The sequence below is a fragment of the Streptomyces sp. NPDC032721 genome (assembly GCF_055579625.1).
Genome location: NZ_JBVIMX010000020.1, coordinates 151487 through 172403, shown reverse-complemented (window position 1 = coordinate 172403; position 20917 = coordinate 151487). Strand labels below are relative to the sequence as shown.

Here is a 20917-nt window from a genome sequence, read left to right as displayed (position 1 = left end):
TGCGGCTCTCACGGATCTTGAAGTCCATCGCATCCCCTGAGCTGGGGTGTTGCGACGACCACTAGAACTCAAGGTGCACCCCGGGGGACTTTTGGCATCGGGCAGCCGGGCTCGCACCGTGCGGCTGACAGTCCGGCGGCCGTAGGCGATGCGGTCAGCAGGCCGCGCTGGGAAACGCCAGTTTGCGGTGGGCCAGCAGCCACAGAACCACGTCAGCGGCCCGGAAGCGCGGACTCGCCTACGTGCCTGGGACCGGTGCGGAGAAGCCGGGCATCCGCCGCCACCGGGCCACGGCGGCCCGTTTCACCCCGACGATCCGGCCGACGTGCTCCAGCGCCACCATGTGCTCGCCCTGATCCGGGGCGAGCGGGGAACGGCACCCCTTGCCGGGCTTCCGCAGGGCAGCACAGTCGACACCGTGCCGTACGAGCAGGAGAAGGGCGACGTCGAGTCCGGCGCAGAGGTGGAGGGTGGTGGGGCTGCCGCGGGAGCTGCTGTAGCGGATGGTGACGGTACGGGCCGCGCGCAGCCAGCCCAGGCGGCGGAGCTCGTTCAGTTCGGTGCGACGTACGCCGAGGCGGACTGCCGCCTGGCCGGGTCTACATGGAACTCGACCGCCACGGCGCCGAACTCCTCTTTCAGGTCCTGACCGAACGGGAGGAGAAGGACAGCGTCGCGATCGCCTCCAACGAGTCCCTTCGGCGGGTGGATCAATTCGTTCACCGACCCCCCGCCTCTGCGCGGCCATCGTCGAGCGCCTCACCTTCAACGGCATCATCATCGAAACCGGCACCGACTCCTACCGCCTCGCCAGCACCCGGGCACGTGCCGAGGAACCCGCCAAGACCAGCTGACCTGCCCGACCACTCTCGGGCGGCGCACCGATTCAAGCGCTCCGTCTGAACTACGAGGCTGCCTGTAAGGCATTGAGGATAGGCTGATCGGATGTTCACAGTTCGTCGCGCCGACCTTCACGACGGGGACTTCCTCGGTGAGATACACGCCGCAGCCTGGGAGGCGGCCTATGCTCCCTTCTTCGATCCAGAGTTCGCCGCACGTGCGGTCCAGAGCAGGCGGACGCGATGGCACGAAAGGATCGCGCAGGCGGCAGCGACGATTCTGCTGGCTGAACTCGACAGCCGCCCCCTGGCGCTGTCCGCCTTCAGCCCGTCCTCGACCCGACCGGGCCTTGCCGAGATTCACACCTTCTACAGCCACCCCGACAGCTGGGGCAGCGGTGTCGCCGCCGTATTGATGACCGAGACGCTGCACCGCGTTCGCAACGACGGGTTCACCCAGGTGCACTTGTGGACACTGCGTGACACCCCACAATCCCGCCGCTTCTACAGCAAGTGCGGCTTCACCGAGTGTGGCACCGCACGCACCTTCGACTTTGGCGATGGGAACCCCCTTGACCAAGTCGAATACGAGCGAGCGTGTTGATACCCCACCGTCTGGTCGCCCGCTGAAGCACCTGGACGGCTCGCGTTCACCGCCACACCAGCGCCGTCATTTCTCGGTTCTGGCACAGATCTTGGGGAGACGTCGCGGAGGGTGACAGCTTCGTTCGATTGCAGGGAGGGGAGGCGACCTCGGGGACCGTCAGCGTTCACGCATTCTGGTCCACCACCAGCACGTCGTCGCACACTCGTTGTAGTTGGGATCCGGCAAGGTGCGGTGCTCGAGTTCCTCATCGATACGCGTGATCAATCGGCCCAAGTCCCGTTTGGCTCCGGGCGGAAGGTGCACCATCGCCCACTCCAGATCATCACGGGCATCTCCCACGCCGGGCGAATCAAACGCGGAGGCGTCCAGGTAGCGTCTTGGCTCCCTGAAAGCCCACTCGAAACACGAGAGTGCCTCGGCGACCGCGTTGGGCCACATCTCCTGGTCTTCGACCCGGCGGATCGCTGCACGAGTCCGCGCGGAGACACCGGGGACCCTCAGAACCGGACAGTGCCATGGTGGCCGCCACCGCTCTGCACGGACGGCCTTGGGACGCCTACGCGGCATCGCCCTTTCGGATCAACATGAGGCAATCCTGCCACGGCTCGGCGCCTGCCTGCACTGGCTATATGCCGGCCGCAGCAGGGGTCCCTGCTGTTCGGTTCTCGCGCAGCTCTCGGGGAACATCGCGCGGTGTTACTGGAGAAGGATCATCTTACGGAGTAGTTCGAAGCCGGCGCGGCCGTAGAGCTGCCGCTTGATCTTCTTGATGCGGCTGACGGCGCCCTCTATGCTGCCCGAGCTCCAATCCAAGGTGAGCCCAGCTGTTACTGCGTCTAGGTCTCGGAGCAGGTGGAGTGCGAAGCCGGTGAGGCCGGGTAGCTGGCTGGCGTCGACTGCGTCGATCCAGCTGGGGAGTGTGCAGCCGAGGCGATCGGTGAGGACCTCGCTGGAGTCGGGGACGTGTCCGGCGGCCTGGTCCAGTTCGGGGCAGTGGGCCAGGACCTCCTTCAGGCCTGGGCCAGCCGGTCACCTGTCGCACTGTCGGCAGCAAGGTGGATCTTCGTGCTCAGTCCGCCGCGGGAGCGGCCGAGGGCGTGATCTGGCGGTTCGTCAATAGGGCCTCCGCTTGTGCGCGTTCCGGCCGCGTGCCGGTGAGCCCGTACGATCGTGGAGTCCACCGAGACGACCCAGTTGAGGTCCTTGTCCGCATCGGCCTGGGCCATCAGCACGGTGAACACGCGTTCCCACATGCCATCGAGGGCCCACCTCCTCAGTCGGCTGTAGACGCCCCGCCGCTTGCCGAACTTCTCAGCCAAGTGCACCCACGGCGATCCCGTCCGGAACTTGAAGGCAATCGCGTCAATCACCTCACGGTGATTGCGCCACCGGCCTCCTCTCTTCGGCGTCCTGTCAGGCAGTAAGCTCAGCCGATTGGGTCGAGACCTCCTCGCAAGGATGCTCGCCAGAGCAAGAGCTCTTCGACCATCTCCGCAGTCAGACCACGCGCTGGATTGGTGGTGACCAGCAGCGTAGGTGCAGTACGGACGTCGGCCCAGGCCCGTGCCTCGGGAGTGTGGGCATCGTCGACCCAGGCAGCAGGCCGGTCATCAGCGAAGGCGTCAATGGCCGGCACCTTCTCTGCCGGGTCGAACGGCGAGGGTGGGAAACGGACAACCGGCAGGACCGGCAGGCTCAGGACAGGGGTGAGGAACGTGTTCGCTTCGTCTTCCCAACCTGTTGCCCAGACCAAGTCGAACTCCCGGGCAAGGCCCTTGAGCCAGGGGCCGTGAGCGTCGCACAAGCGGACTGGTGACTCGTCATCGGGGAAGAACGCGTGCTCACGGTAGCCCTCAGGGCAGCCATCTGCCGCGAAGGGGTTCAGCACCCCATCTACATCCAGCAGGAGAAGCGGACGCCGCTGCGCAGCTACACGAACACCAGCTTCAAACGATCTCCCAAGTGGCATAACCGCATTGAACCAGCGGAAAGCAGGTCGAGGTGGCGATCCAAACGAAACGGCCTAGTTGTCCACGGCCCTTGCCGGAATGCATCCTGCGGTGCCGGGCCGTGACCGCCCCCAGCGTTGGTGGCGTTGGCCGCGGTCCCTGGCCGTTCACGACGCGGGGCAGCGAGAACGCCGAGGCGGTGGGCGCTGTAGCCAGGACCTCAAAGGTGCCGGCCCCCTGGAACATCGCGCCGCCCGTCCGCGCACCGCGGGCGGGCCTGCCCTGACGAACGGGCCGAAGCAGCGCCCAGGGCGTATCCGGTGGGTCGGTGACCAACCAGACGCGCCCTCAGGAGTCGCTCGGCGTGCTCGGGCGTGGGCGTTACTGCCAGAGCGCTCAACCCTTGCCGAGCTCCCGCGGTCCTGTGGTGAAGACGGTTCCGGTCGAGTTCACTGCGGCTGCTCCCGTCCCGTACCGCACGTACAACGACAAGGAGCACGGCATGGCGTTCAGGACGTTACGGAAGACCGCGCGGGCCGGAGCGGTGACGTTCGCGGCAGCGGCGATGGCGGCCACCGCCTTCGCCGCCCCCGCCCAAGCATCGTCCGAGAAGGGGCACGAGGCGACCCGGCGGGCGATCGACGCGGAGGTGAAGGCGGGCATCCCCGGCATCACGGCGCAGGTGCGCGATCGGCACGGCGTGTGGAAGGCGACGTCGGGCGTCGGCGACCGGACCACCGGCGCGCCGCGCCACGTGGACGACCGGTACCGGGTCGGCAGCATCACCAAGACGTTCGTGGCGACCGTCCTGCTCCAGTTGGAGGCCGAGGGGAAGCTCGACCTCGACGACACCGTGGAGCACCACCTCCCCGGCCTGGTACGGGGCAACGGCAACGACGGCAACAAAATCACCGTCCGTCATCTCCTCAGCCACACCAGCGGCCTGTTCGACTACCTGGCCGACGAGGAGTACGTCAAGACGTACCTGCGCGGGGACGGTTACCTCAAGCACCGCTACGACACGCTGCCGCCGCTGAAGCACGTGAAGGTGGCGCTGGCCCACCCGCCGCTGTTCGTGCCGGGGAAGGAGTTCTCGTACTCCAACACCAACTACATCCTGGCCGGGCTGATCCTGGAGAAGGCGGGCAAGCGGACCTACGAGGCCCAGGTGCGTGACCGGATCATCAGGCCGCTGGGCCTGACAGCCACCAGCAATCCCGGCAACAGCATCCACATTCCCCGGCCCAGCAGCCGCGCGTACTCGAAGCTGTTCGACGCGCAGCCCGACCGGATCGACGACGTCACCGAGATGAACGGCTCGCAGGGGTGGGCCGACGGCGACATCATCTCCACCAACGGCGACCTCAACCGCTTCTACCGCGCACTGATGCGCGGCCGACTGCTGCCGCCCCAGCAGCTCAAAGCCATGAAGACGACGGGGCCTTCCACCGGTCGCGCCGGCATGTCGTACGGGCTCGGGATCATGAAGATGCGGACGAGCTGCGGCACCACGCTCTGGGGCCACGGCGGCGGCATGGTCGGCTCGACCTCCCTGGCCGTGACCACCGAGGACGGCCGCCACCAACTGGCGTACAACCGCAACGGGGACTGGCACACGGGGGCCCCGGACGCCATCGCGGAAGCCGAGTACTGCCGACCGAAGGCGCCCCGCAACCGCTGAGCCGCTCAACCGGCCAGGGGACGCGGCCCGGTGGTTCGACCGAGCCGCATCCTCGGGGTCACAGCGTGCGGGACAGGCGGTCGGTGAACAGGCGGGTGAAACGGGCCGGGTCGGGCAGGCCGCCCCCCTCGGCCAACGGTGCGCTGCCGTGGACCAGTTCGGCGATCTCCGCCACCGTGGGGTGGTCCGGTCCGCGTCGGTGTCGTGCGCGGTGCGCTGTGCACAGTGCGGTTGACCGGCGGTGAGCACGAAGGCCAGTGGCGGGCAGTGGGCATCGGATGCGGGGTGGATCTTCGAGGTCAGCACACCGCGAGACCGGCCGATGGCATTGTCATCGGGCGCCCGGGCAGGGCCCCCCTTTTTTGCAGGCCCCGGCCGCGTGCTGGTGAGCGCGCACTACCGTGGAGTCGACCGAAACGCCCCAGCTGACGTCCTCCTCGGCATCGGCCTGGGCGATGAGCGTGGCGAACACCCGCTCCCAGGTGCCGTCGATGGCCCACATCCGCAGCCTGTTGTAGACGCCGCTCCAGTTCCCGTACTTCTCCGGCCGGTGGACCCACTGCGATCCGGTGTGGAACTTCCGGGCGATCGCGTCGATCACCTCACGGTGATCCCGCCACCGGGCACCCCACTGCGGAATCCGGTCCGGGAGCAAGGGCCCGCTCCGCGCCCACTGCGCGTCAGTCAACGGCACGCCCAGACCTACGATCAGATGATCCAGACGAAAGTCCTAGTCCTGGACAGCGCGGCCGTACGACGGGCGGGGAGTCCGCCGAAGTCGCCGGTCGAAGGACTCCGCGATCCCCGGCCGGGCCACGACTGCGCGGAAGGCGGCGGTCGCCCGTCTCAGAGCAAGGCCGAGCAGGTACGCAGCAACAAGACATGGTCAGCCGAGCGGAAAGCGCTCGTGATCCAGCTCTGGGAGGAGGGGAAGGGCTTGTCCTACCGCGAGATCGCGGCCCGGTGGGACATCAAGTTGTCGACGGTGCAGGACATCTTCCGTCGGTATTCCGGGTCGGGCACGCACCGGCCGAAGAAGGGCGAAGCGCCCGAGTAGGCGCCCGCGCATGAAGCCCCCGCCGGGTCGTGGCGGGGGCTTCATGCGGCTGACTACTTCCGCGGCTCGGCGGCAGCCAGGCCGACGAGCGCAAGGACTACCTCAGCCCCCTGGGGGCTTACACCCGCGCACGCCAGCACGACCACGCTGACGATCACGATGGCCACGATGTAGTGCCACCTCAACGCGCGGTGTGACGGTGAGCCGTACGGGTAGTTCAGACAAGGGAGTACGAACACGTGCTTCTCCTTCCGGGACTGCTCCTGGGAGTGCGCCCTCGACGCGGGCCGGTTGGGAAGCCTTGCGCCTGCGTCGGGGGCATCGTGGCGTTCTTGCCACGGTCATTCGATACCCCGCGTGGTCGTGGCGAACAGACTCTGCCGCGATGCACGAGGGGGCGCAGGGATGCTCAAAGACCACATCGTGAGACGCCGAATGCGACCGGTCGGCCGTCCTTGCAGGTGGGAGGCCAGATCGTCGGATTCGCCGGGATGGGGTCAGGATGCGTCCGGCCGTGCCTCGGGTGACGGTGGAGCCATGTCTGGATCACCGATAGTCGTGCACCCGCCGCGTGGCGAGGGCGGCCGGCGGGTCACCGCGCGGGAGCAGATCCTCGGCATCGCGTACTCGGACAGCGACCTGACCGAGCTGGTCCGGCTCGCAGGGGTTGCGGATGCCGAGGATGTAGTGGCCAGCGGTTCCGCACTGATCGAGTGGCGGGGCGCAGAACCGCACGACTACGGGGTGGGGGCCGGGCGAGCGTGGCTACAGACCTCCGCCGATCTGAGGGCAGCTACCAGCTGAGAGCGTCGATCACGTCCAGGAAGATCGAAAGGCCGCCGATGCCCACGGCTGCGACGCCGACCACTATGAGCGTGATGAGTACGGCTACCACCATCGTGGTTCGCGCGCGCCCTTTCGCGATCTCGTTGTCGCTGTTGTCGTTCCAGTCCTGATCGAACATCACGCCCCCTGGCGGCAAGGCACACGAGCCGCGCAAGCCTGAGGAGCGCACCGGGTGTTGCTCCTTGCCAAGCTGGACGAGGAGCAATACCCGGCGACAAGCAAGCTGCGGTCGAGGATCGCCTGCCGACTTCCGTCCTGAACTACGCCGCGGCGCTGCCGCTGTCCGTCCACTGCGACCGGCACCCACCGCACGAGGCGCTGCCCCCCCCCCGCATGGTGACCTGCCCGCCGCAGCGCGGACACGGGATGACGAGGGTGAGCCCGACATGGACGCCGCGGTCGAGGGCCCGCTCCGCGTGCCACAGGCAAGTGCGGACGAACCCCTGGAGTGCCTCGTGGTCGCCCTGGTCGAGGAAGTAGAACGGTCCCGGTGCGCCTTCGACGCGAGCGGTGAGCCAGGCCAGGGCAGTCTCTGCGGAAAGCAGGTCGGATCCGATGGGCCACAGCCGGGGGCCTGCTGCGTCCCACGCGGCTTTCGCCCGTCGGCGCGCGGCCTTCGTCGGAGACAGGACGAGGCCGGGGGGCGCGGTGACCACGGGGGAGATCTGGAGGCGGGATGCGAGGACGTCGGCAGCGTCGCGCAGGTGCGCGGTGACCGTCTGCATGGTGGCGAAGACGTTCAGTTCGAGAGGGATGGGCCGCTGGCCGATCTGGCCCGGACGCCGCTCCAGGGCGCGCAGGCTCGGGGTGGGCTCGTCGTCGGGCTCGCGGGTGTCGGGTGTCGGCGAGGTGGTGGCGGATGCCGACGCCGTACCAGGCGCGGCTGGTGCCGGGGGTGAGGCTGTCGGTGAGGTCGGCCCAGCGGAGGGTGAGGAGGTGGAGGGCGGCGCGGGTGGTGGTCATCGTCGTGGCTTCTGGTGTGCGGGGCGGTACGGTGATCAGCACCGGTGGGGCGTGCCTGGTCTGAGGAGACAAAAGGCGCGCCCCTGCTGCGTGTTCGGGGACGGTGGTCGGGTACTCGGTCCGCATGAAGAAGCCGAGCGCGAAGAACGTTTCGGGTGCCGTGGGGATTTGGGTGATCGCCATGGTCGTGCTGGTGCTGGAGACCGACGCACCGTGGTGGGCGGTGGTGTTGATGGCAGTGTTCGTGACGGGGTTGGCGCTGTGGATGGGCTGGCTGCGTGGTGTGCAGCAGGAGCAGGTTGTTGCCCGGGTGCGGGAGCGTGCGATGGACCGGAAGGACAGCTAGGGCGTGTTTTAGAAGTTGCTGGTGCTCTGGGTGGGCCGTCCGGGGAAGTCGCGGGCGGCCATCCAGAGGGTGAGGTCGCGGGCGATCTGGTCGATGCTGGTCTCGGTGGCGACGTCGTGTTCGCGGCGGGTGGTGTCGCGTCGGACGACCTCGTAGCCTCCTTCGTCCAGGACAGCGACTGATGTGAACCAGGCCGGGTCGTCTTCGTCGGGCTGGGTGACGACGAAGGTGTTGTCCGAGTGGTTGAGGTCGTCGATCAGCATGAACAGCGCGTCCTCGGACGGGTCCTCGATGTGGTCGCCGCTCTCGCTCTCGGCTCGGTAGTACGCAGCCCTCATCGGCCCTGTCTCCCCTCAACCCGCTGACCTGATCGCGCCAGGATGACATGCGGGGCCGACACTCCCGGTAGGTCACAACCATTCGTGAGGACACAGTCCGCGACGTGATGCACAAGTTCAACGAGATCGGGCTCGCATGCCTGGACCCTCAGTGGGCGGGAGGCCGTCCCCGCCTTCTCGATCGTGACGACGAGGACTTCGTCGTCCAGATGGCCACCACCCGCCCGACTGTGCTGGGCAAGCCCTTCACGCGCTGGTCGATCCGCAAGCTCGCCGATCACCTGCGACACAACCGTAGCCGCCCCGTCCTCATCGGACGGGAGGCCCTGCGGTGCTTACTCGCCCGCCGCGGGATCTCCTTCCAGCGCACGAAGACCTGGAAGGAGTCCCCCGATGCAGCGTTCGACGCGAAGCTCGCCCGGATCGAGTACGCGATCAATGAGCGGCCGCACCGCGCGTTCGCGTTCGACGAGTTCGGGCTGTAGGGAATCCGCCCCACCGCCGGCTCCTGCTGGGCCGAACAGAGCCACCCCGACCGGCTGCCCGCCACCTACCGGCGTACCCACGGAATCACCTATTTCCACGGCTGTTACTCAGTGGGCGACGACCAGATGTGGGAGATCAACCGGCGCCGTAAAGGCATCGACCACACCTGGGCGGCCTTGAGAACGATCCGGGCCGCCCGCCCGGACGGCGCCCCGATCCACGTGATCCTCGACAACCTCTCCGCCCACCTGAACTGGAAGATCCGCAGGTGGGCGGCGCGCAACAAGGTCGAGCTGTGCTTCACCACGACCTACGTGTCATGGGCCACCCCATCGAGACCCACTTCGGACCGCTCCGGCAGTTCACCCTCGCCAACTCCCACCATCCAAACCACACGGTCCAGACCCGGGCCCTGCACGCCTACCTGCGCTGGCGCAACCAGAACGCCCGCCACCCCGACGTCCTGGCCGCCCAACGACGCCAACGCGCCCGAATCCGCAGCGAGAAGGGCATCCGATTGGGGCGGTCGACCCGCGCTCGCAGCGTGACGGGTTCGCCGGTCACATTACTTAAGGGACGCTCGTTGTTGCCCAGACCCGGAACAGTGTGAGGGCCTCAGTCAGGTTGCCGGGTCCACATGCGATGCGAAACGCCCTCTCGGCCGTCAAGGCGATGACCCAGTCGTGCTCATCCCGAGTGACCTGATGTTGGGGATACTCCCGGTCCGCCAAGGCTGTCTCTTCAAGATCAATCTTGACGGCCCAGCCCGGGTTGTCGAGAGTCTCGATGGTCATGCCCCATTCGTGTTCCCAGTCGCCATCGCACTGTGAGGCGTACCAGCTCTGCAACCAGTCAAGGACGTGCACGGATTCAGCCATGGACGCAAATGCTAAGCGGACCGTGCATGGACCAACCAACCCGGCGAACCTTCCCGGTCACAGCACTAGGTCGTGGGGCGGACGCTAGGCATGCCGAGGGATACTCGGGTTGCACGGCGAGCGAATCGGGTGGCATCGGCATGCTTCTGGCGCAGCAGTTGGAGGGTGAGGTCGATGCCCTCGATCTCTCCTTTCCAGCCCTCCTGCTCAGCACGTTCTCGCCGGTCGAGGAGGTCTTGCTCGATCTCCTCAAGTCGTTTGATCATCTCGGGGTTCACCTGCAGTACTGGGCATCGGATGCAGGCTTCTCTGAACCAGTGACTACGGTCCGTTGAGGCAGTCGGCAAACCTGTGGCACATGACTACCGTCCCGGGCCAGGATGCGGCTATGCGTGATGTCCAGAGCGATCTTGAGTTGCAGGATCTGGTTCGGCGGTTCGTCACGCCTGATCGGCGATACCTTCGGTTGGGCGGGAGCGTTTTCCGGTTGAGCCCGGTCGAGCGCTCCGCGTTTGTGCGGGATCTGGCTCAGGCTGCGTACGAAATCACTCCGGCGGAGCTCGGCGTCCTCTTCGAGGGTGGATGGCGCGAGCGCAAGACTGCCGCCTGGCTGGTTGCTGTGGCCCACAGGTCCGAGTTCCGCGAGCTCATCGGCCGGCTCCTGCTGGCCAGCGAGGGGCCGTATGCGGGCGCGGCATACTGCGTCGCCCTTGCGAAGTTCGGCACTGCAGCGGATGCCGAACTGCTCAGCGCATACCTTGATCACTACTTGTCGCGTCCCTACCTCGACTACGACCAGGCAGTCGTCCTTGGGACACTTCTGTACCTTGAGGAGTTGCTCGGCTCCGAGTACACGACACGGTTCCTAGCCCCGGCCGGCCCCTGGGACCAATGGCTCGAAATCCGGGCCGTGGCGGCTCTCGACCCGCATGACTGTCGGCAGGCCGTGCAGCAACTGTGCGCGTTCGTCGACGAGACCGCTGAGGTCTTCGCCTCGCTGGGCTGCGGGAGCTGATCATGACCGAGCAGGACATCATCCTCAACGAACTCGCCCAAGGACTGCGCCCGATGTCACAGGGCATCGAGTGGTTCGACACCCACAGCCCGGAGGAGCAGGCCGAGATACTCCTGTTCCTGCGCCACCACTGCGTGCAGGCGCGCGCCGTCACCGACGACGGACCGGAGAGCATCCGACGTGCCGGGCTGCGCCCGACGCACACCCCGGCGGTTTTGATCACCTGCGGCCCGATCGACCAGCAACTGGGGAGGATCGCCGGCCTCACCCCTGTCGACGAACGACGCAAGGCGTTCCGGCTACTGGTCGAGGTCCTCGCGGTCGCAGACGAACGGCGCCGCGAACGCTTCTGCTCTGGCGGATGCGGTCACTGGTGGCACAACCTGCCCGTCGCCGACGGGTGAGGACGAGTCCCCCGCCGCTGGGCTCCGCCCCTGGACTCCATGTGCGGCAAGACGGACTGACGGCAGTGTTCTTGCGCTCGTGTCGTCGGCGGCTGCATCCCGGCCGCGATCTCGTACTCATCGATCAGCTCGGTGAGTGGTGCTCCGTCGATGTGAGGGACGATCACGAGCGGACCATTGTCGCCACGGTGCTGGCAATCGAACCGGATCTCATTGCTGCTCATCCCGCGATCGTCTCAGTGATCCTGCTCCCTCCGCCTGGGCGGGATGAGCCGGGGCCTTACGCGACATGCCGAGGTTGATCGCCACGCTGCCGGGCGCGGAGTCGCTCTGGTCGATTCTGGGTTCGGCGCCGGCGGACGCGCAGGCCCTCGCTTTCGCCGAGCCGACCCTCTTTCTCGGCTTCGGCGATCCGGTCGAGGAGGTTGTCGCGGATCTCTACCAGGCGGCCGCGCTGGGCGGGGTCGGGGCGCAGGAGGGAGCAGCGGACAGAGTCAGGAGCGCCCGTGCTCGCGGTTGGGCTCGTGGTAGCCGCGGAAGTCGAAGAACCGCAGGCCGTCGATCACCGCTCCAGACAGAATTTCCGGCAAGGTCCAAGGGTGGGGGGTGTAGTCGTCCGTTGCCACGCCTCCATGCTCAAGCAGCAGCGCGATCATTCGGTGAACCTCTGCGGTGCCGTCGATCCGCCCGGAGATGTCGATCTGCACCGCCCAAGTGGGGTGATGTCCGACGGCCGCTTCGAGGATCGCCACATCCTCGGGATCCCAATCGGAGAAGAGGTAGCCGGTCTGCTCATCGTCGATGTCGATGTAGAGGTTGCCGTCCAGAGTCCATGGATTGCGCTGCTCGGGCAGATACCGATTGAGCGAGGCGACGGTCGCAGCTCGCTCACCTGCGGGAAACACGAGGACAGTTCGCTTGGGTTGGAGCGTAGGCAGTTCAGCTTCGTGGCGACCATGGATTGCAGGGACGGTGCTGGTCCGTCGACGTAGTGGTGGTGCGGATGGCAACGTCGGCGAAGGTCGGCATGCCGAGATCGACTGTGGAGGGTTGGCAGGCTGCTTCGGCGTCGAGGTGACCACACTCCCCGGCCTGGACCGCACGACCACGCCGTCCCCGGTGCGCTCGATGGTGATCCGCTGACCATCGTTCTCCAGACTTTGACGTGTCTCATGAGACATGCTGCCGCTGCGGTGGTGGTGGCCGTCTCAGCCTTGGGCTTCTCGCAGGGGTGCGCAGATGGCCAGGCTCTCGTCGAGCTTTGCGATCAGGGCCGGGGCGTGAGCGGGGGCGTGGTCGGCAGCCCACCGCTCGACAAGAGTCAGGAAGTCGCGCAGGTTGTCACGGACGGAACCAAGGATCAATGGCAAGTCACTCAGAGATATTTCTATGGGGAGTCGCGCCAGGTCATCCGAATCAGGCCATAACCGGACAAGCGACCCGGTGTGCTCGATCCGGGGAGCGGGGTCGTGACCGAGCCACGGCTCTTCTCCCGTCACTAGATCAAGCCAGTCGCGCCAATTCTCCAGGCCGAAGCAGCACCCGGGTGATGCTGTGACGCCAGTGGCTGTGTCCTGGATCCGCAGGCCACCGGGGGCGATCACGGATTCGGCCTCAACCAGGCGACGGACGACCTGCTCGATGGCATCTTCGGAATCCTTGGCTCGGCGGCCGTCCTGTCCCTCGTTGTAGCTGGTCAGGACCGCCATCGCTGTACCGACTTCCCGTGGCGACAGTTGGCCGGACAGGGGCAACAACCGGTTTGTGGGCAATTCGGCGATGGGCCACAGAGTGAAATCGGTGGCTTCATAGGTCTCCAGCACGGCATCCATGATCAGCACGCCTCCAGTGTCGCCGCAGGCGTGTGGAGAACGCCTCTCTATTTCCGAGCCTGACCCGGCCTGGAGATGGCTCGTCGGATTCCGGCCATGACTCGGTACGACGAGGTCAAGGAAACGTTCTGGGGCGAGGGAGGATACAGGGTCCAGCCACCGCTGACAGAGCGAGCAGTCAGGGAAGCCGAGCATGAGCTCGGCGTGACGCTGCCGCCTTACTTGCTCAATCTTCTGCGTAAGCAGAACGGTGGCGTGGTGGCCGATAGTTGGAACGCCGCCCCTGCTGCCGAGCCGACCTCTTGGAGTGAGAATCACGCCCCTTTCGGCGAGTTGATGGGGATAGGCCATAACGACAGCATGGTGTCCCTGCTGGACACCCCATACCTGGTCGGGGAATCAGCGGGTGGTGCCAGAGGCGCCGTCGCGGCCGCAGGGTGGCGGTCGGCGCCGGTACGGCGATCGGGAGGTGCTGGCCGCGATCGTGTTCGTACGTCGCGACGACTGGGGAGACGCACCGTGGTGTTGACCCCCGTGCTCCTCGCTCTCCAGGCGGCATCCTTGCCGATGGCGGCGCATGCCGCCTACCGCGCTCCCCTCCCCGTCACCGTCGCAAACGGAACCTTCGCCAACCCCGCGGTGACCAACGGCAACCAGACCTTCACCACGACCGCAGTGCCGAACTGGAACGCCACAACAGAGGTCTACTCCGCAACGGTGGGCTGACCACGAAGGTCCACCGTGCCCCCGGTCACGGGCGGCCACGGCCGAGATGACCCAAAAACCTGATGGAGCGTCACTCTCGGTCGGTAGAAAGTGAGGCTCAGGTCGGTGCACGCGAGCCCTCCTCGCAATCGTCCACTGAACTAGCCCTCAGTGATCCCTCCAAAGGCCCCTGCCCGAACCCGTCTCTCATCGGCATGGTCAACGGTTTGAACCCCAGCTTGCCGATGGCCGTAGCCCTTCCATGTGCCGAGAGACTTGAGTCTCCAGTAGGGGGAGACGTCAGGCTAAGCCCATGAACAAGAGCACTACCGGCAACCCCGTTTACCTCATCGGCGAACTCGCCCAACGTACCGGCCTTCCCATCAAGACCATCCGCTTCTACTCCGACTCCGGAATCGTCACCCCCACGAGCCGCAGCAGGAACGGCTACCGGCTGTACGCGACGGACGCCGTCGCCCGGCTCGAACTCGTACGCACCCTGCGCGAACTGGGCCTCGACCTGGCCACCGTCAACAAGGTCGTTAACCAAGAGGCCGCGCTTCCGGACGTCGCGGCGGCGCATGCGCAAGCAATCGATGTACAGATCCAGACTCTGCGGCTGCGCAAGGCGGTACTCAACGCTGTGGCACGGCGCGATGCCGCCCCCAAGGAGTTGGACCTCATACACAGGCTCGCCAAGCTGTCCGAGGAGGAACGGAGCCGGATGATCGGCGAGTTCCTCGAAGCCGCCTTCGCAGGGCTGCACTCGCATCCCGCCTTCGGGGCGGTAATTCGATCGATGACCCCGGAGTTGCCGGAGAACCCCTCCACGGAGCAACTGGAGGCGTGGGTGGAGCTTGCGGAGCTCTTCCAGGACGAGGACTTCCGGGCGAGCGTGCACGGCATGGCACGGAATCTGGCCTCCGACCGGGCTCCGGACGACGGGACGGGCGACGGGGCGGGCGACGGAGTGGAGCGCCTGCCGAGAGTTCTCGCCGAGGCCGTACGTTCCCTGGTGGAGCCGGCGCTTGCTGCCGAGGTCGACCCGTCGTCGGCGGAGGGCGCCGAGATCACCTCCGCCCTGGCGGGGCACTACGCACGCATCGTCGGATGCCCGGACGGCCCAGCGCTGAGGGTTCGGTTGGTGGACCACTTGGATCAGATGAACAATCCGCGCCGGGACCGCTATCTGCACCTGCTGGCGATCGTCAATGGGTGGCCGCCCCCGGAGGGCCTTGGGCCGGTGCTCGATTGGGCGATGCGGGCCGTGCGGGCCAGGAGCCAGGCCCCGCTCGGCTGAGTCACAGGAACCTGATTTCCCCTTCCCCCTGCTCCTCAACGCTCCTCGACCCCGAATCCCGAATCCCGAATCCCGAATAGTGAGCCATGGCCGCCGTACCGGAGGCCCGCCAGGGCCAGTCCAATTCCCCCTATCGCGAGCTGGCCCGGGTCCCCGGATTCTGGCGCCTCGCCCTCGTCAGCCTCGCAGCCAAACTCCCCACCTCCATGCTCGGCCTCAGTGTCCTGCTCCTCGTCGCCCACCAACACTCGTACGCCACCGCCGGCTTCGCTCTGAGCGCCCTCACCCTCGGGCAGGGGCTCACCTCCCCGCTGCGCGGCCGCCTCATCGACCGCTGCTCCCCACGCACTGTCCTCCTGTGCTGTCTCGGCGGGTACGTGACCGGTCTGGTGCTTCTTGGGGCGGTCGCCGTTGCGCACGGAGGCATGGCCATTCCCGTCCTTCTCGCCCTCTCCACCGTTCTAGGTGCCACCACCCCGCCCGTCGCCGTCATGATGCGTAGCGTCTGGCACCCCCTCACCACTCCCCGCACACTCGCCACCGCCATGGCCCTCGACTCCGCCACCATGGGCGCCGCGCTCATCGCAGGGCCCGTGCTGGCCAGTTGGCTCAGCCTTACCGTCTCGCCGGTCGCGCCGCTCGTCGTTGTAGGCGTACTCGCAGCCTGCGTCGTGCTCATGCTTCTCAACACCCCATCTCCAAAGGCGAGTTCGGAGGGGTGTGGCGGTCTACTCCTCTCCGGTCCGCTTCTGCGCCTCTTCGCTGCCAACGTCCTCTTCGTCACCGCGATCACTGCCGTCGACGTCGTCCTACCGATGTACGCCCGTGAGTTCGGGGCCACCTCGTTCACCGGCCTCTATCTTTCGATCCTGTCCGTCGGCAGCGTCCTCGGAAGCCTGCTCCTGGGCGCCCTTCCCCGGCTGTCCGCGCGCGGTCGGCAAGTCCCCCTCCTCCTCTGGGCCTTCGCCGCCGGAGCCGCCGTCCTCGCGCTCGCCACCCATCTCTCGCCGCTCGCCGTACTTCTCCTCAGCCCGCTCGCCGGACTCGCCGTCGGCTCCGCATTCGGGGCCGTACGCACCGTCGGCGGAGACCTTGCTCCCCCGGGGCGGACGACCGAGACCATGTCCTGGCTCGCGGGCCTCGACGCGGCGGGTGCAGCGATCGGCGCAGCGGTGTTCGCGCAGATCGCCACCTCCGAAGGGAGCCGGGTGGCGCTCGGACTGGTGGCCCTGGTGGCCATACTGGCGGGCGTGGTCGGGTGGGGCGCCCGTGGCCGCAGGAAGCGTTGCAAGGGGGAGCGCGTGGAATAGTCCGTGACAACCTGCTGATGAAGGGGTCATGGCCATTGGGCGGAAGAGCACGACCGACGTCATGACGGACAATGCCGGGATGACCCAACCTCGAATCCGAGTCGCCGCCTACGTGATCCGGCTTCACAGCGTTCCCGAACTGCTGGTGTTCGATCACACCGGAACACCGCAGGCCGGCACCCAAGTCCCAGCGGGGGGAGTAAAACCAGGCGAAGGGCCGGAAGAAGCGGTTCTTCGAGAGGTTGCTGAGGAAACGGGCCTGCTGACAGCCACCGTGGTCCGGCAGGTCCTCGTGGAGGACAAGCCCCACCCCGACACCGGACAGCCGCGACGGACGAGCTTCTTTCACCTCCAGGTGCCTGCGGACACCCCAGATGAGTGGGCGCATCAGGTGCACGGCGACGGGGAGGACGTCGGCCTCACGTTCGCCTGCCGGTTCCTCCCGCTTCCCCTGCGACGACCACTTGCTGACGATCAAGACGCATGGCTGGGCCGCATTGCCCCAAAGTGGGCCACCAACTCTGCAGTCGGCTCACCACCTTCAGGTCCCAGAATTTCCCACAGCTTCTGAAGTGGTATCCGGGGAGTGGTCGCGTCTTTTCGCGAGGTACGGCCGTCGCGGTGTTTGCCACTGCGGCGGCCGGGCGCGAGGCCCCGCGGTGGATCTGGTCCGCGCGGAGTGCACCCCCATACGTGCGGGGGGGGCGTCTTCTAGGGCCTCAGGGCGGTCAAGCGCGAAGCCCTGGTGACATCTCGTCGACGGTCTCCGATGCCTCCCGGGCCGTGGCGGCGCCATCAGGCCGCCTGGTCCCCTGCGGCCGACGGGGTGCCTTGTTTACCCGAGCGGGCGGACGCCAGCACGGCCCGCAGTGTTGCGGCGAGTGTGGGCTGCACACGACCGCGGTGACGACGCCCTCCGCGCGCAGGTCCCGCCTCAGCCCGTGCAGCTCGAACTCGCGCACCACCGCCCCTCACCCGGCGTCCGAAGCGACCGTGAGGGGCTTCGTCCCCAGGTGATCGGCAAGCTCCTGGAGGGCGCCGTCGCCGAGCGAAACCGGGGCTCTGGTACGGGCGGTGTCCAGCCAGACCGGGGCCGGACCGAGACGACCGACGTCCCCGCCCGCCGCAGTCCAGGTGGCACGGATACGGTCCGCGCGCTCCACCACCGCAGCGTCAGCCACCCCCGAGACCACTGGGGTACGGTGCAGGGCTGGCCCAGGCAGCGGCAGGAACGCGGGCACGGCGGAACAGCGGGCGGCGGAACAGCGGGAGCATGCCCCTGATCCTGCCAGGACGCGGGGCAGCCGCCCGGCCGGTGTGTCCAGGGCCTCAGCTTGCTACTTAACCTTGGTCGGGTTGCGCCGTAGGCATGGTTCTGCGCAGGCCGCTTCGAGGAATTCGGCGCGTACGCCTCCGTAGTCCCTTGCCGCCTGCCCACCAGCTTCCACGAAAGCCCTCGACCGATGCGTTCCGGTTCACCTCCCCATCATGCAACCCGGGACCGAGCGGCATCCCGAACGCTGTCACTCACCAGGGAGTTCTTCGGGGCAGGCGGCGTTCGGACAGGTTCAGAGGGGCGCCATCTGCAACTCGCCGATGGTCTGCAGGCCGACTTGCGCCGCCAGCCAGGTCGCCCGCCGGGCTTCGGCCTGCTTCACGTGGACGTACACCGTGTGGTCCGGCGCCGGCTCCTCAAGGTAGAGGTCGCGGACATTCACACACACCGTCACGTAGGCGCCTCTGGTGCCCCCACGGCCGAGGCCGACCTCCGGAGCCTCAGGCCAACCTCTGAAATCCGAGCGCACCATGGCCGGTACGGGCCCCGCCGCAGCCAGGAATGCCTCCACCGCTTCCGGGGCCACGCACCATTTGCTCATGAAGATCGGGAGGCACTCCGACGCGGAATCTCCCGTGCGCGAGGAGCCTTGCCGGTCGGCCCCGTACGCCCACCAGTCGGCATCCGGCATGACTCCGGTCAACCGCTCCAACTCGCGGGGCGTGGAGACCCGTGCTTCGAAGTCGACTTCGAGGTCCACGGTGTCAGCGAGCGCGAGCAGCCGCCCAGCGACGTGCAGCGCCTCGGCAACATCCGTCGTCCTCAGCACTGCCTGCGCGTACGAGTTGCTCATGGCGAGGAGTCTGCCAAGCCACCCGACGACCCGCCATCGAGTACCTGAACACCCCGCCGGGTTCAGCGGCAACCACACCCTGGTAGCCCGCAAAGGTTAAAGAGCCAGCTAACTTGAGCGCAGTCGTGTGCGCAGGATTGCGGCACCGTCGCCCTCAAGGTCCTCGCAGGCCGCTGGGCGGCCTGCCATCCCCATCACAAGCGAGAGGGTCGGCCCCCGGAGGAGATCCCCTGAGCCGGTGGTGAACGGTCCGTCCGTAGCCTCGACCCGCAGGCCCGCGATCGCGGTCTTGCTCGGTACGGTGAAATCACGGCTGGCGAAGAACCGGGCCACAGCTGTCGTCGTGGCCACTGGGGGTGTCCGCACGAGATCCAACGGCCGGCGGATGTCCTCGCCGTGGACGACGATCTCGCCCAACCAGGCCGCAATATGCCCGGTCGGCCCGGCGGGCCCGGCGGCAACTGCGCGAAATCGCCGCAAGGTCTCTTCCGGTGTAGCACCACAGTGCTGTGCAAGCCGTCGGTCGTTGTGCACCTCGGGATCGAACCGCGCGGCCAGCATGCTCAGCAGCCAGCGCCACATCCTCGTGCTGGCACCTGCCGTCAGATGGGCCACCACCTCCTCCACGGTCCAACGTCCGCACAGAGATGCTTTCGCCCACTGGGCCTCGCTGAGCGCGGCAAGGTCTTGCGCGAGTGCCAGCCGCTCGACGTGGATGGCTCTTTCCAGAGCTTTCCGGGTTTCCAGAACGTGTACTTCAGCCACAGGCCAGCCTCCAGAAATCGGGTGTCACCCATCAGACTCCTGTCGCGCCCCGAACTCATCGACTGCACCCGCACAGCGGACCGTATGCGGCCTTCCTGTGGTGAAAAGTTCCTCGAACTAAGCCGCTCACCTGGGTGTTCTCCAGCTGCTGAGGCGGCCGTCGACGGGCAGACCCTGCCGGGCGCGACGCCGCAGCCGCACCAGGACTGGCCGGCCCCCGCTGCAGTCAGCCGGCGGCACGCTCCGTGCGGTCCGGGCCGCGCCGGCCGGGCGGGCGGGTGCGTGCCTCGTGGGCCCGGCGGGGGGTTTCCAGCAGCGCCCGCCAGGACGAGACGGTGGGGCGGCGGCGCAGCAGGGCCGGCGTTCGCGTTGGTCATGCCGCTCCGGATGCCGTGCTCGATCCGCCCATCCAGTGGCGTGGGCCAGACACTCGGTGCGCACCGCCCAGTCATGGTTCCTATGCATAGTTGTCAGCTCCCCCGCCTGTCACTGCAGCGTCCCCTGCACCCAACGAACTGTGTGACTGTACGTTCCCCGTCCCGGCAACCGGACCCCAGCCGCGAGGTGCCCCCCTCGAGTGGCCCCCTGCACGGCGAACCCAAGCACGGCGGTGTCGTCCTCCGTCAGTGCAGGATCTCGGCGCGCAGCCTTTCCTTCGGCGTGTTGATGTCCCAGTAGCGAACACTGCCTCGGGCGTCTTTGAAATCGCCCGTGCCACCGGTGATGGCCATGTCGAGCGAACTCGCATCGTCCGACCGCAGCGACTGCATCGTCAGAGTGCCGCGCTTGAGCTCTACCGTGATCACAGCCTGCGACGTGAACTTCCCGCCGCTGACCGACACGACCTGGGACGTCCCTCCTCCCCGCCCGACGACGCGGCCGTTCTCCACCGCGGTGGCGCAGTAGACGCTCGTGTCACCCAGGCTCGGCCCCGACTTGCCGAGATCGAGGGTCTCGTGTTCAAGGTCCTTGAGCTGGAGCTCGATGACCTCGGTCCGGCCCTGCTTGGAGGTGTCGGCGTTGGCGCCGCCGGTGGCGAAGGCACCGACCGCCACGGTGGCCAGCGCCAGGGCGGCGAACCTCGTGATCCGGGCCCGGTGACTGATGTTGCCCGTCATGGAAACTCCTCACAGTGATCTGTCTTTGCCAACAACTCGACGCTATGGCGCACGAGTTGAGGCGTCCAAGACCAACATCACCATGACGTCATAGCGCTGACGGCATCACGTGCGCAGAAACCGGGCGCCGAGCGAGAACCTGAAGTTCCAGGAATGGCAGTCGGACTCGGTGGCGGGCCGGTACTGAGGCTCTGCCGGCCTCCCGTAGGACGGAGACGGCTGGAGCGGTCAGCAGGGCGTAGTGAGCCTCGTCTCGGAACTGGGTGACCGCGGTTGAGCGGCAATTCCGCGACGGATCCAACCGGATATCGGTCTCCGCCCGATCTCATGACCACACCGCGGCGGCAAG

Annotated in this window: 27 protein-coding genes and 4 pseudogenes; 15 read left to right on the top strand and 16 right to left on the bottom strand. The window is 67.2% G+C overall.

Annotated features, from left to right (window positions below; all coding sequences use genetic code 11):
- Nucleotides 1-325 precede the first annotated feature (325 nt).
- The 3 genes and pseudogenes from ACZ5PB_RS34205 to ACZ5PB_RS34195 all read left to right on the top strand — a co-directional run bounded on the left by ACZ5PB_RS34205 (nt 326) and on the right by ACZ5PB_RS34195 (nt 1443).
- Nucleotides 326-649: a hypothetical protein gene (locus tag ACZ5PB_RS34205; RefSeq protein ID WP_468696662.1), complete on the top strand. Its 324-nt coding sequence runs from the start codon at nt 326-328 to the stop codon at nt 647-649.
- Nucleotides 601-854, top strand: a pseudogene (locus ACZ5PB_RS34200) (ATP-binding protein); the annotation flags it as partial. The gene ACZ5PB_RS34205 and the pseudogene ACZ5PB_RS34200, both read left to right, overlap by 49 nt.
- Before the next feature lie 91 nt (nt 855-945).
- Nucleotides 946-1443 carry a GNAT family N-acetyltransferase gene (locus ACZ5PB_RS34195; RefSeq protein ID WP_468696640.1) on the top strand — a complete coding sequence of 166 codons (498 nt, stop codon included), beginning with the start codon at nt 946-948 and terminating at the stop codon, nt 1441-1443.
- A 699-nt stretch (nt 1444-2142) separates the two neighbouring features.
- Here ACZ5PB_RS34195 and ACZ5PB_RS34190 read toward each other — a convergent pair.
- The 3 genes from ACZ5PB_RS34190 to ACZ5PB_RS34180 all read right to left on the bottom strand — a co-directional run bounded on the left by ACZ5PB_RS34190 (nt 2143) and on the right by ACZ5PB_RS34180 (nt 3415).
- Nucleotides 2143-2352, bottom strand: coding sequence for a hypothetical protein (locus ACZ5PB_RS34190; RefSeq protein WP_468696661.1), 210 nt, complete (start codon nt 2350-2352; stop codon nt 2143-2145).
- Between the two features lie 104 nt (nt 2353-2456).
- Nucleotides 2457-2867: an IS5 family transposase gene (locus ACZ5PB_RS34185; RefSeq protein WP_468696660.1), complete on the bottom strand. Its 411-nt coding sequence runs from the start codon at nt 2865-2867 to the stop codon at nt 2457-2459.
- Nucleotides 2868-2872: 5 nt separating this feature from the next.
- Nucleotides 2873-3415, bottom strand: a complete 543-nt coding sequence (locus ACZ5PB_RS34180; RefSeq protein ID WP_468696638.1) for an HAD domain-containing protein — start codon at nt 3413-3415, stop codon at nt 2873-2875.
- A 482-nt stretch (nt 3416-3897) separates the two neighbouring features.
- Here ACZ5PB_RS34180 and ACZ5PB_RS34175 point away from each other — a divergent pair, with 482 nt between their 5' ends.
- Entirely contained in the window at nt 3898-5076 is a 1179-nt protein-coding gene (locus ACZ5PB_RS34175) for a serine hydrolase domain-containing protein (protein WP_468696658.1), read from the top strand.
- A 331-nt stretch (nt 5077-5407) separates the two neighbouring features.
- On the opposite strand, the gene ACZ5PB_RS34170 is transcribed toward ACZ5PB_RS34175, so the two are convergent.
- The gene (locus ACZ5PB_RS34170; protein WP_468696636.1) at nt 5408-5770 is read right to left on the bottom strand and encodes a transposase; all 363 of its coding nucleotides are present in this window, start codon (nt 5768-5770) and stop codon (nt 5408-5410) included.
- Nucleotides 5771-5788: 18 nt separating this feature from the next.
- On the opposite strand from ACZ5PB_RS34170, the gene ACZ5PB_RS34165 reads away from it, so the two are divergent.
- Entirely contained in the window at nt 5789-6133 is a 345-nt protein-coding gene (locus tag ACZ5PB_RS34165) for a helix-turn-helix domain-containing protein (RefSeq protein ID WP_468696635.1), read from the top strand.
- A 53-nt stretch (nt 6134-6186) separates the two neighbouring features.
- Here ACZ5PB_RS34165 and ACZ5PB_RS34160 read toward each other — a convergent pair whose 3' ends face one another.
- Nucleotides 6187-6372, bottom strand: a complete 186-nt coding sequence (locus ACZ5PB_RS34160) for a hypothetical protein (RefSeq protein ID WP_468696634.1) — start codon at nt 6370-6372, stop codon at nt 6187-6189.
- Nucleotides 6373-6670: 298 nt separating this feature from the next.
- Here ACZ5PB_RS34160 and ACZ5PB_RS34155 point away from each other — a divergent pair, with 298 nt between their 5' ends.
- Nucleotides 6671-6937: a hypothetical protein gene (locus ACZ5PB_RS34155; protein ID WP_468696633.1), complete on the top strand. Its 267-nt coding sequence runs from the start codon at nt 6671-6673 to the stop codon at nt 6935-6937.
- On the opposite strand, the gene ACZ5PB_RS34150 is transcribed toward ACZ5PB_RS34155, so the two are convergent.
- Together ACZ5PB_RS34150 and ACZ5PB_RS34145 are read right to left on the bottom strand one after the other, a co-directional pair.
- Nucleotides 6927-7097: a hypothetical protein gene (locus ACZ5PB_RS34150; protein WP_468696632.1), complete on the bottom strand. Its 171-nt coding sequence runs from the start codon at nt 7095-7097 to the stop codon at nt 6927-6929. The two genes, ACZ5PB_RS34155 and ACZ5PB_RS34150, sit on opposite strands and share 11 nt — an antisense overlap.
- Before the next feature lie 142 nt (nt 7098-7239).
- Complete coding sequence (locus ACZ5PB_RS34145) at nt 7240-7704, bottom strand: hypothetical protein (protein ID WP_468696631.1); 465 nt, start codon at nt 7702-7704, stop codon at nt 7240-7242.
- Between the two features lie 362 nt (nt 7705-8066).
- On the opposite strand from ACZ5PB_RS34145, the gene ACZ5PB_RS34140 reads away from it, so the two are divergent.
- On the top strand, nt 8067-8288 hold the full coding sequence (locus ACZ5PB_RS34140) for a hypothetical protein (RefSeq protein ID WP_468696629.1): 222 nt from the start codon (nt 8067-8069) through the stop codon (nt 8286-8288).
- 8 nt (nt 8289-8296) lie between these two features.
- On the opposite strand, the gene ACZ5PB_RS34135 is transcribed toward ACZ5PB_RS34140, so the two are convergent.
- On the bottom strand, nt 8297-8626 hold the full coding sequence (locus tag ACZ5PB_RS34135) for a hypothetical protein (RefSeq protein WP_468696627.1): 330 nt from the start codon (nt 8624-8626) through the stop codon (nt 8297-8299).
- Nucleotides 8627-8712: 86 nt separating this feature from the next.
- Between ACZ5PB_RS34135 and ACZ5PB_RS34130 the strand changes: the two are divergent.
- Nucleotides 8713-9660, top strand: a pseudogene (locus ACZ5PB_RS34130) (IS630 family transposase); the annotation flags it as partial.
- A 21-nt stretch (nt 9661-9681) separates the two neighbouring features.
- Here ACZ5PB_RS34130 and ACZ5PB_RS34125 read toward each other — a convergent pair.
- Nucleotides 9682-9990, bottom strand: coding sequence for an immunity 53 family protein (locus tag ACZ5PB_RS34125; RefSeq protein WP_468696625.1), 309 nt, complete (start codon nt 9988-9990; stop codon nt 9682-9684).
- Between the two features lie 140 nt (nt 9991-10130).
- Between ACZ5PB_RS34125 and ACZ5PB_RS34120 the strand changes: the two genes are divergently transcribed.
- From ACZ5PB_RS34120 to ACZ5PB_RS34110, 3 genes are read left to right on the top strand one after another with little or no spacing between them, the layout of a single operon-like run.
- Nucleotides 10131-10325, top strand: a complete 195-nt coding sequence (locus ACZ5PB_RS34120; protein ID WP_468696623.1) for a hypothetical protein — start codon at nt 10131-10133, stop codon at nt 10323-10325.
- A gap of 23 nt (nt 10326-10348) precedes the next feature.
- Nucleotides 10349-11005 (top strand): DUF6000 family protein, encoded by a 657-nt coding sequence (locus ACZ5PB_RS34115; RefSeq protein ID WP_468696621.1) that lies wholly within the window; start codon nt 10349-10351, stop codon nt 11003-11005.
- 2 nt (nt 11006-11007) lie between these two features.
- Entirely contained in the window at nt 11008-11409 is a 402-nt protein-coding gene (locus ACZ5PB_RS34110) for a DUF5958 family protein (protein WP_468696619.1), read from the top strand.
- 494 nt (nt 11410-11903) lie between these two features.
- Here ACZ5PB_RS34110 and ACZ5PB_RS34105 read toward each other — a convergent pair whose 3' ends face one another.
- Nucleotides 11904-12314: a hypothetical protein gene (locus tag ACZ5PB_RS34105; protein ID WP_468696618.1), complete on the bottom strand. Its 411-nt coding sequence runs from the start codon at nt 12312-12314 to the stop codon at nt 11904-11906.
- Between the two features lie 303 nt (nt 12315-12617).
- Nucleotides 12618-13241: a hypothetical protein gene (locus tag ACZ5PB_RS34100; protein WP_468696657.1), complete on the bottom strand. Its 624-nt coding sequence runs from the start codon at nt 13239-13241 to the stop codon at nt 12618-12620.
- 75 nt (nt 13242-13316) lie between these two features.
- Here ACZ5PB_RS34100 and ACZ5PB_RS34095 point away from each other — a divergent pair.
- The 4 genes and pseudogenes from ACZ5PB_RS34095 to ACZ5PB_RS34080 form a co-directional block, all read left to right on the top strand.
- Nucleotides 13317-13577: pseudogene (locus ACZ5PB_RS34095) on the top strand (SMI1/KNR4 family protein); the annotation flags it as partial.
- Nucleotides 13578-14259: 682 nt separating this feature from the next.
- The gene (locus ACZ5PB_RS34090) at nt 14260-15246 is read left to right on the top strand and encodes a MerR family transcriptional regulator (RefSeq protein ID WP_468696616.1); all 987 of its coding nucleotides are present in this window, start codon (nt 14260-14262) and stop codon (nt 15244-15246) included.
- An 86-nt stretch (nt 15247-15332) separates the two neighbouring features.
- On the top strand, nt 15333-16556 hold the full coding sequence (locus ACZ5PB_RS34085) for an MFS transporter (RefSeq protein ID WP_468696614.1): 1224 nt from the start codon (nt 15333-15335) through the stop codon (nt 16554-16556).
- A 79-nt stretch (nt 16557-16635) separates the two neighbouring features.
- Complete coding sequence (locus tag ACZ5PB_RS34080; RefSeq protein WP_468696655.1) at nt 16636-17127, top strand: NUDIX hydrolase; 492 nt, start codon at nt 16636-16638, stop codon at nt 17125-17127.
- Nucleotides 17128-17527: 400 nt separating this feature from the next.
- On the opposite strand, the gene ACZ5PB_RS34075 is transcribed toward ACZ5PB_RS34080, so the two are convergent.
- The 5 genes and pseudogenes from ACZ5PB_RS34075 to ACZ5PB_RS34055 form a co-directional block, all read right to left on the bottom strand.
- Nucleotides 17528-17737, bottom strand: coding sequence for a hypothetical protein (locus ACZ5PB_RS34075; protein ID WP_468696613.1), 210 nt, complete (start codon nt 17735-17737; stop codon nt 17528-17530).
- A 387-nt stretch (nt 17738-18124) separates the two neighbouring features.
- A complete protein-coding gene (locus ACZ5PB_RS34070; RefSeq protein WP_468696611.1) occupies nt 18125-18685 on the bottom strand; it encodes a hypothetical protein in 561 nt (186 codons plus the stop codon).
- Between the two features lie 108 nt (nt 18686-18793).
- Complete coding sequence (locus ACZ5PB_RS34065) at nt 18794-19450, bottom strand: maleylpyruvate isomerase family mycothiol-dependent enzyme (protein ID WP_468696609.1); 657 nt, start codon at nt 19448-19450, stop codon at nt 18794-18796.
- A 226-nt stretch (nt 19451-19676) separates the two neighbouring features.
- Nucleotides 19677-19891, bottom strand: a pseudogene (locus ACZ5PB_RS34060) (WhiB family transcriptional regulator); the annotation flags it as partial.
- A 182-nt stretch (nt 19892-20073) separates the two neighbouring features.
- Nucleotides 20074-20568, bottom strand: coding sequence for a dirigent protein (locus ACZ5PB_RS34055; RefSeq protein ID WP_468696607.1), 495 nt, complete (start codon nt 20566-20568; stop codon nt 20074-20076).
- Nucleotides 20569-20917: the final 349 nt, after the last annotated feature.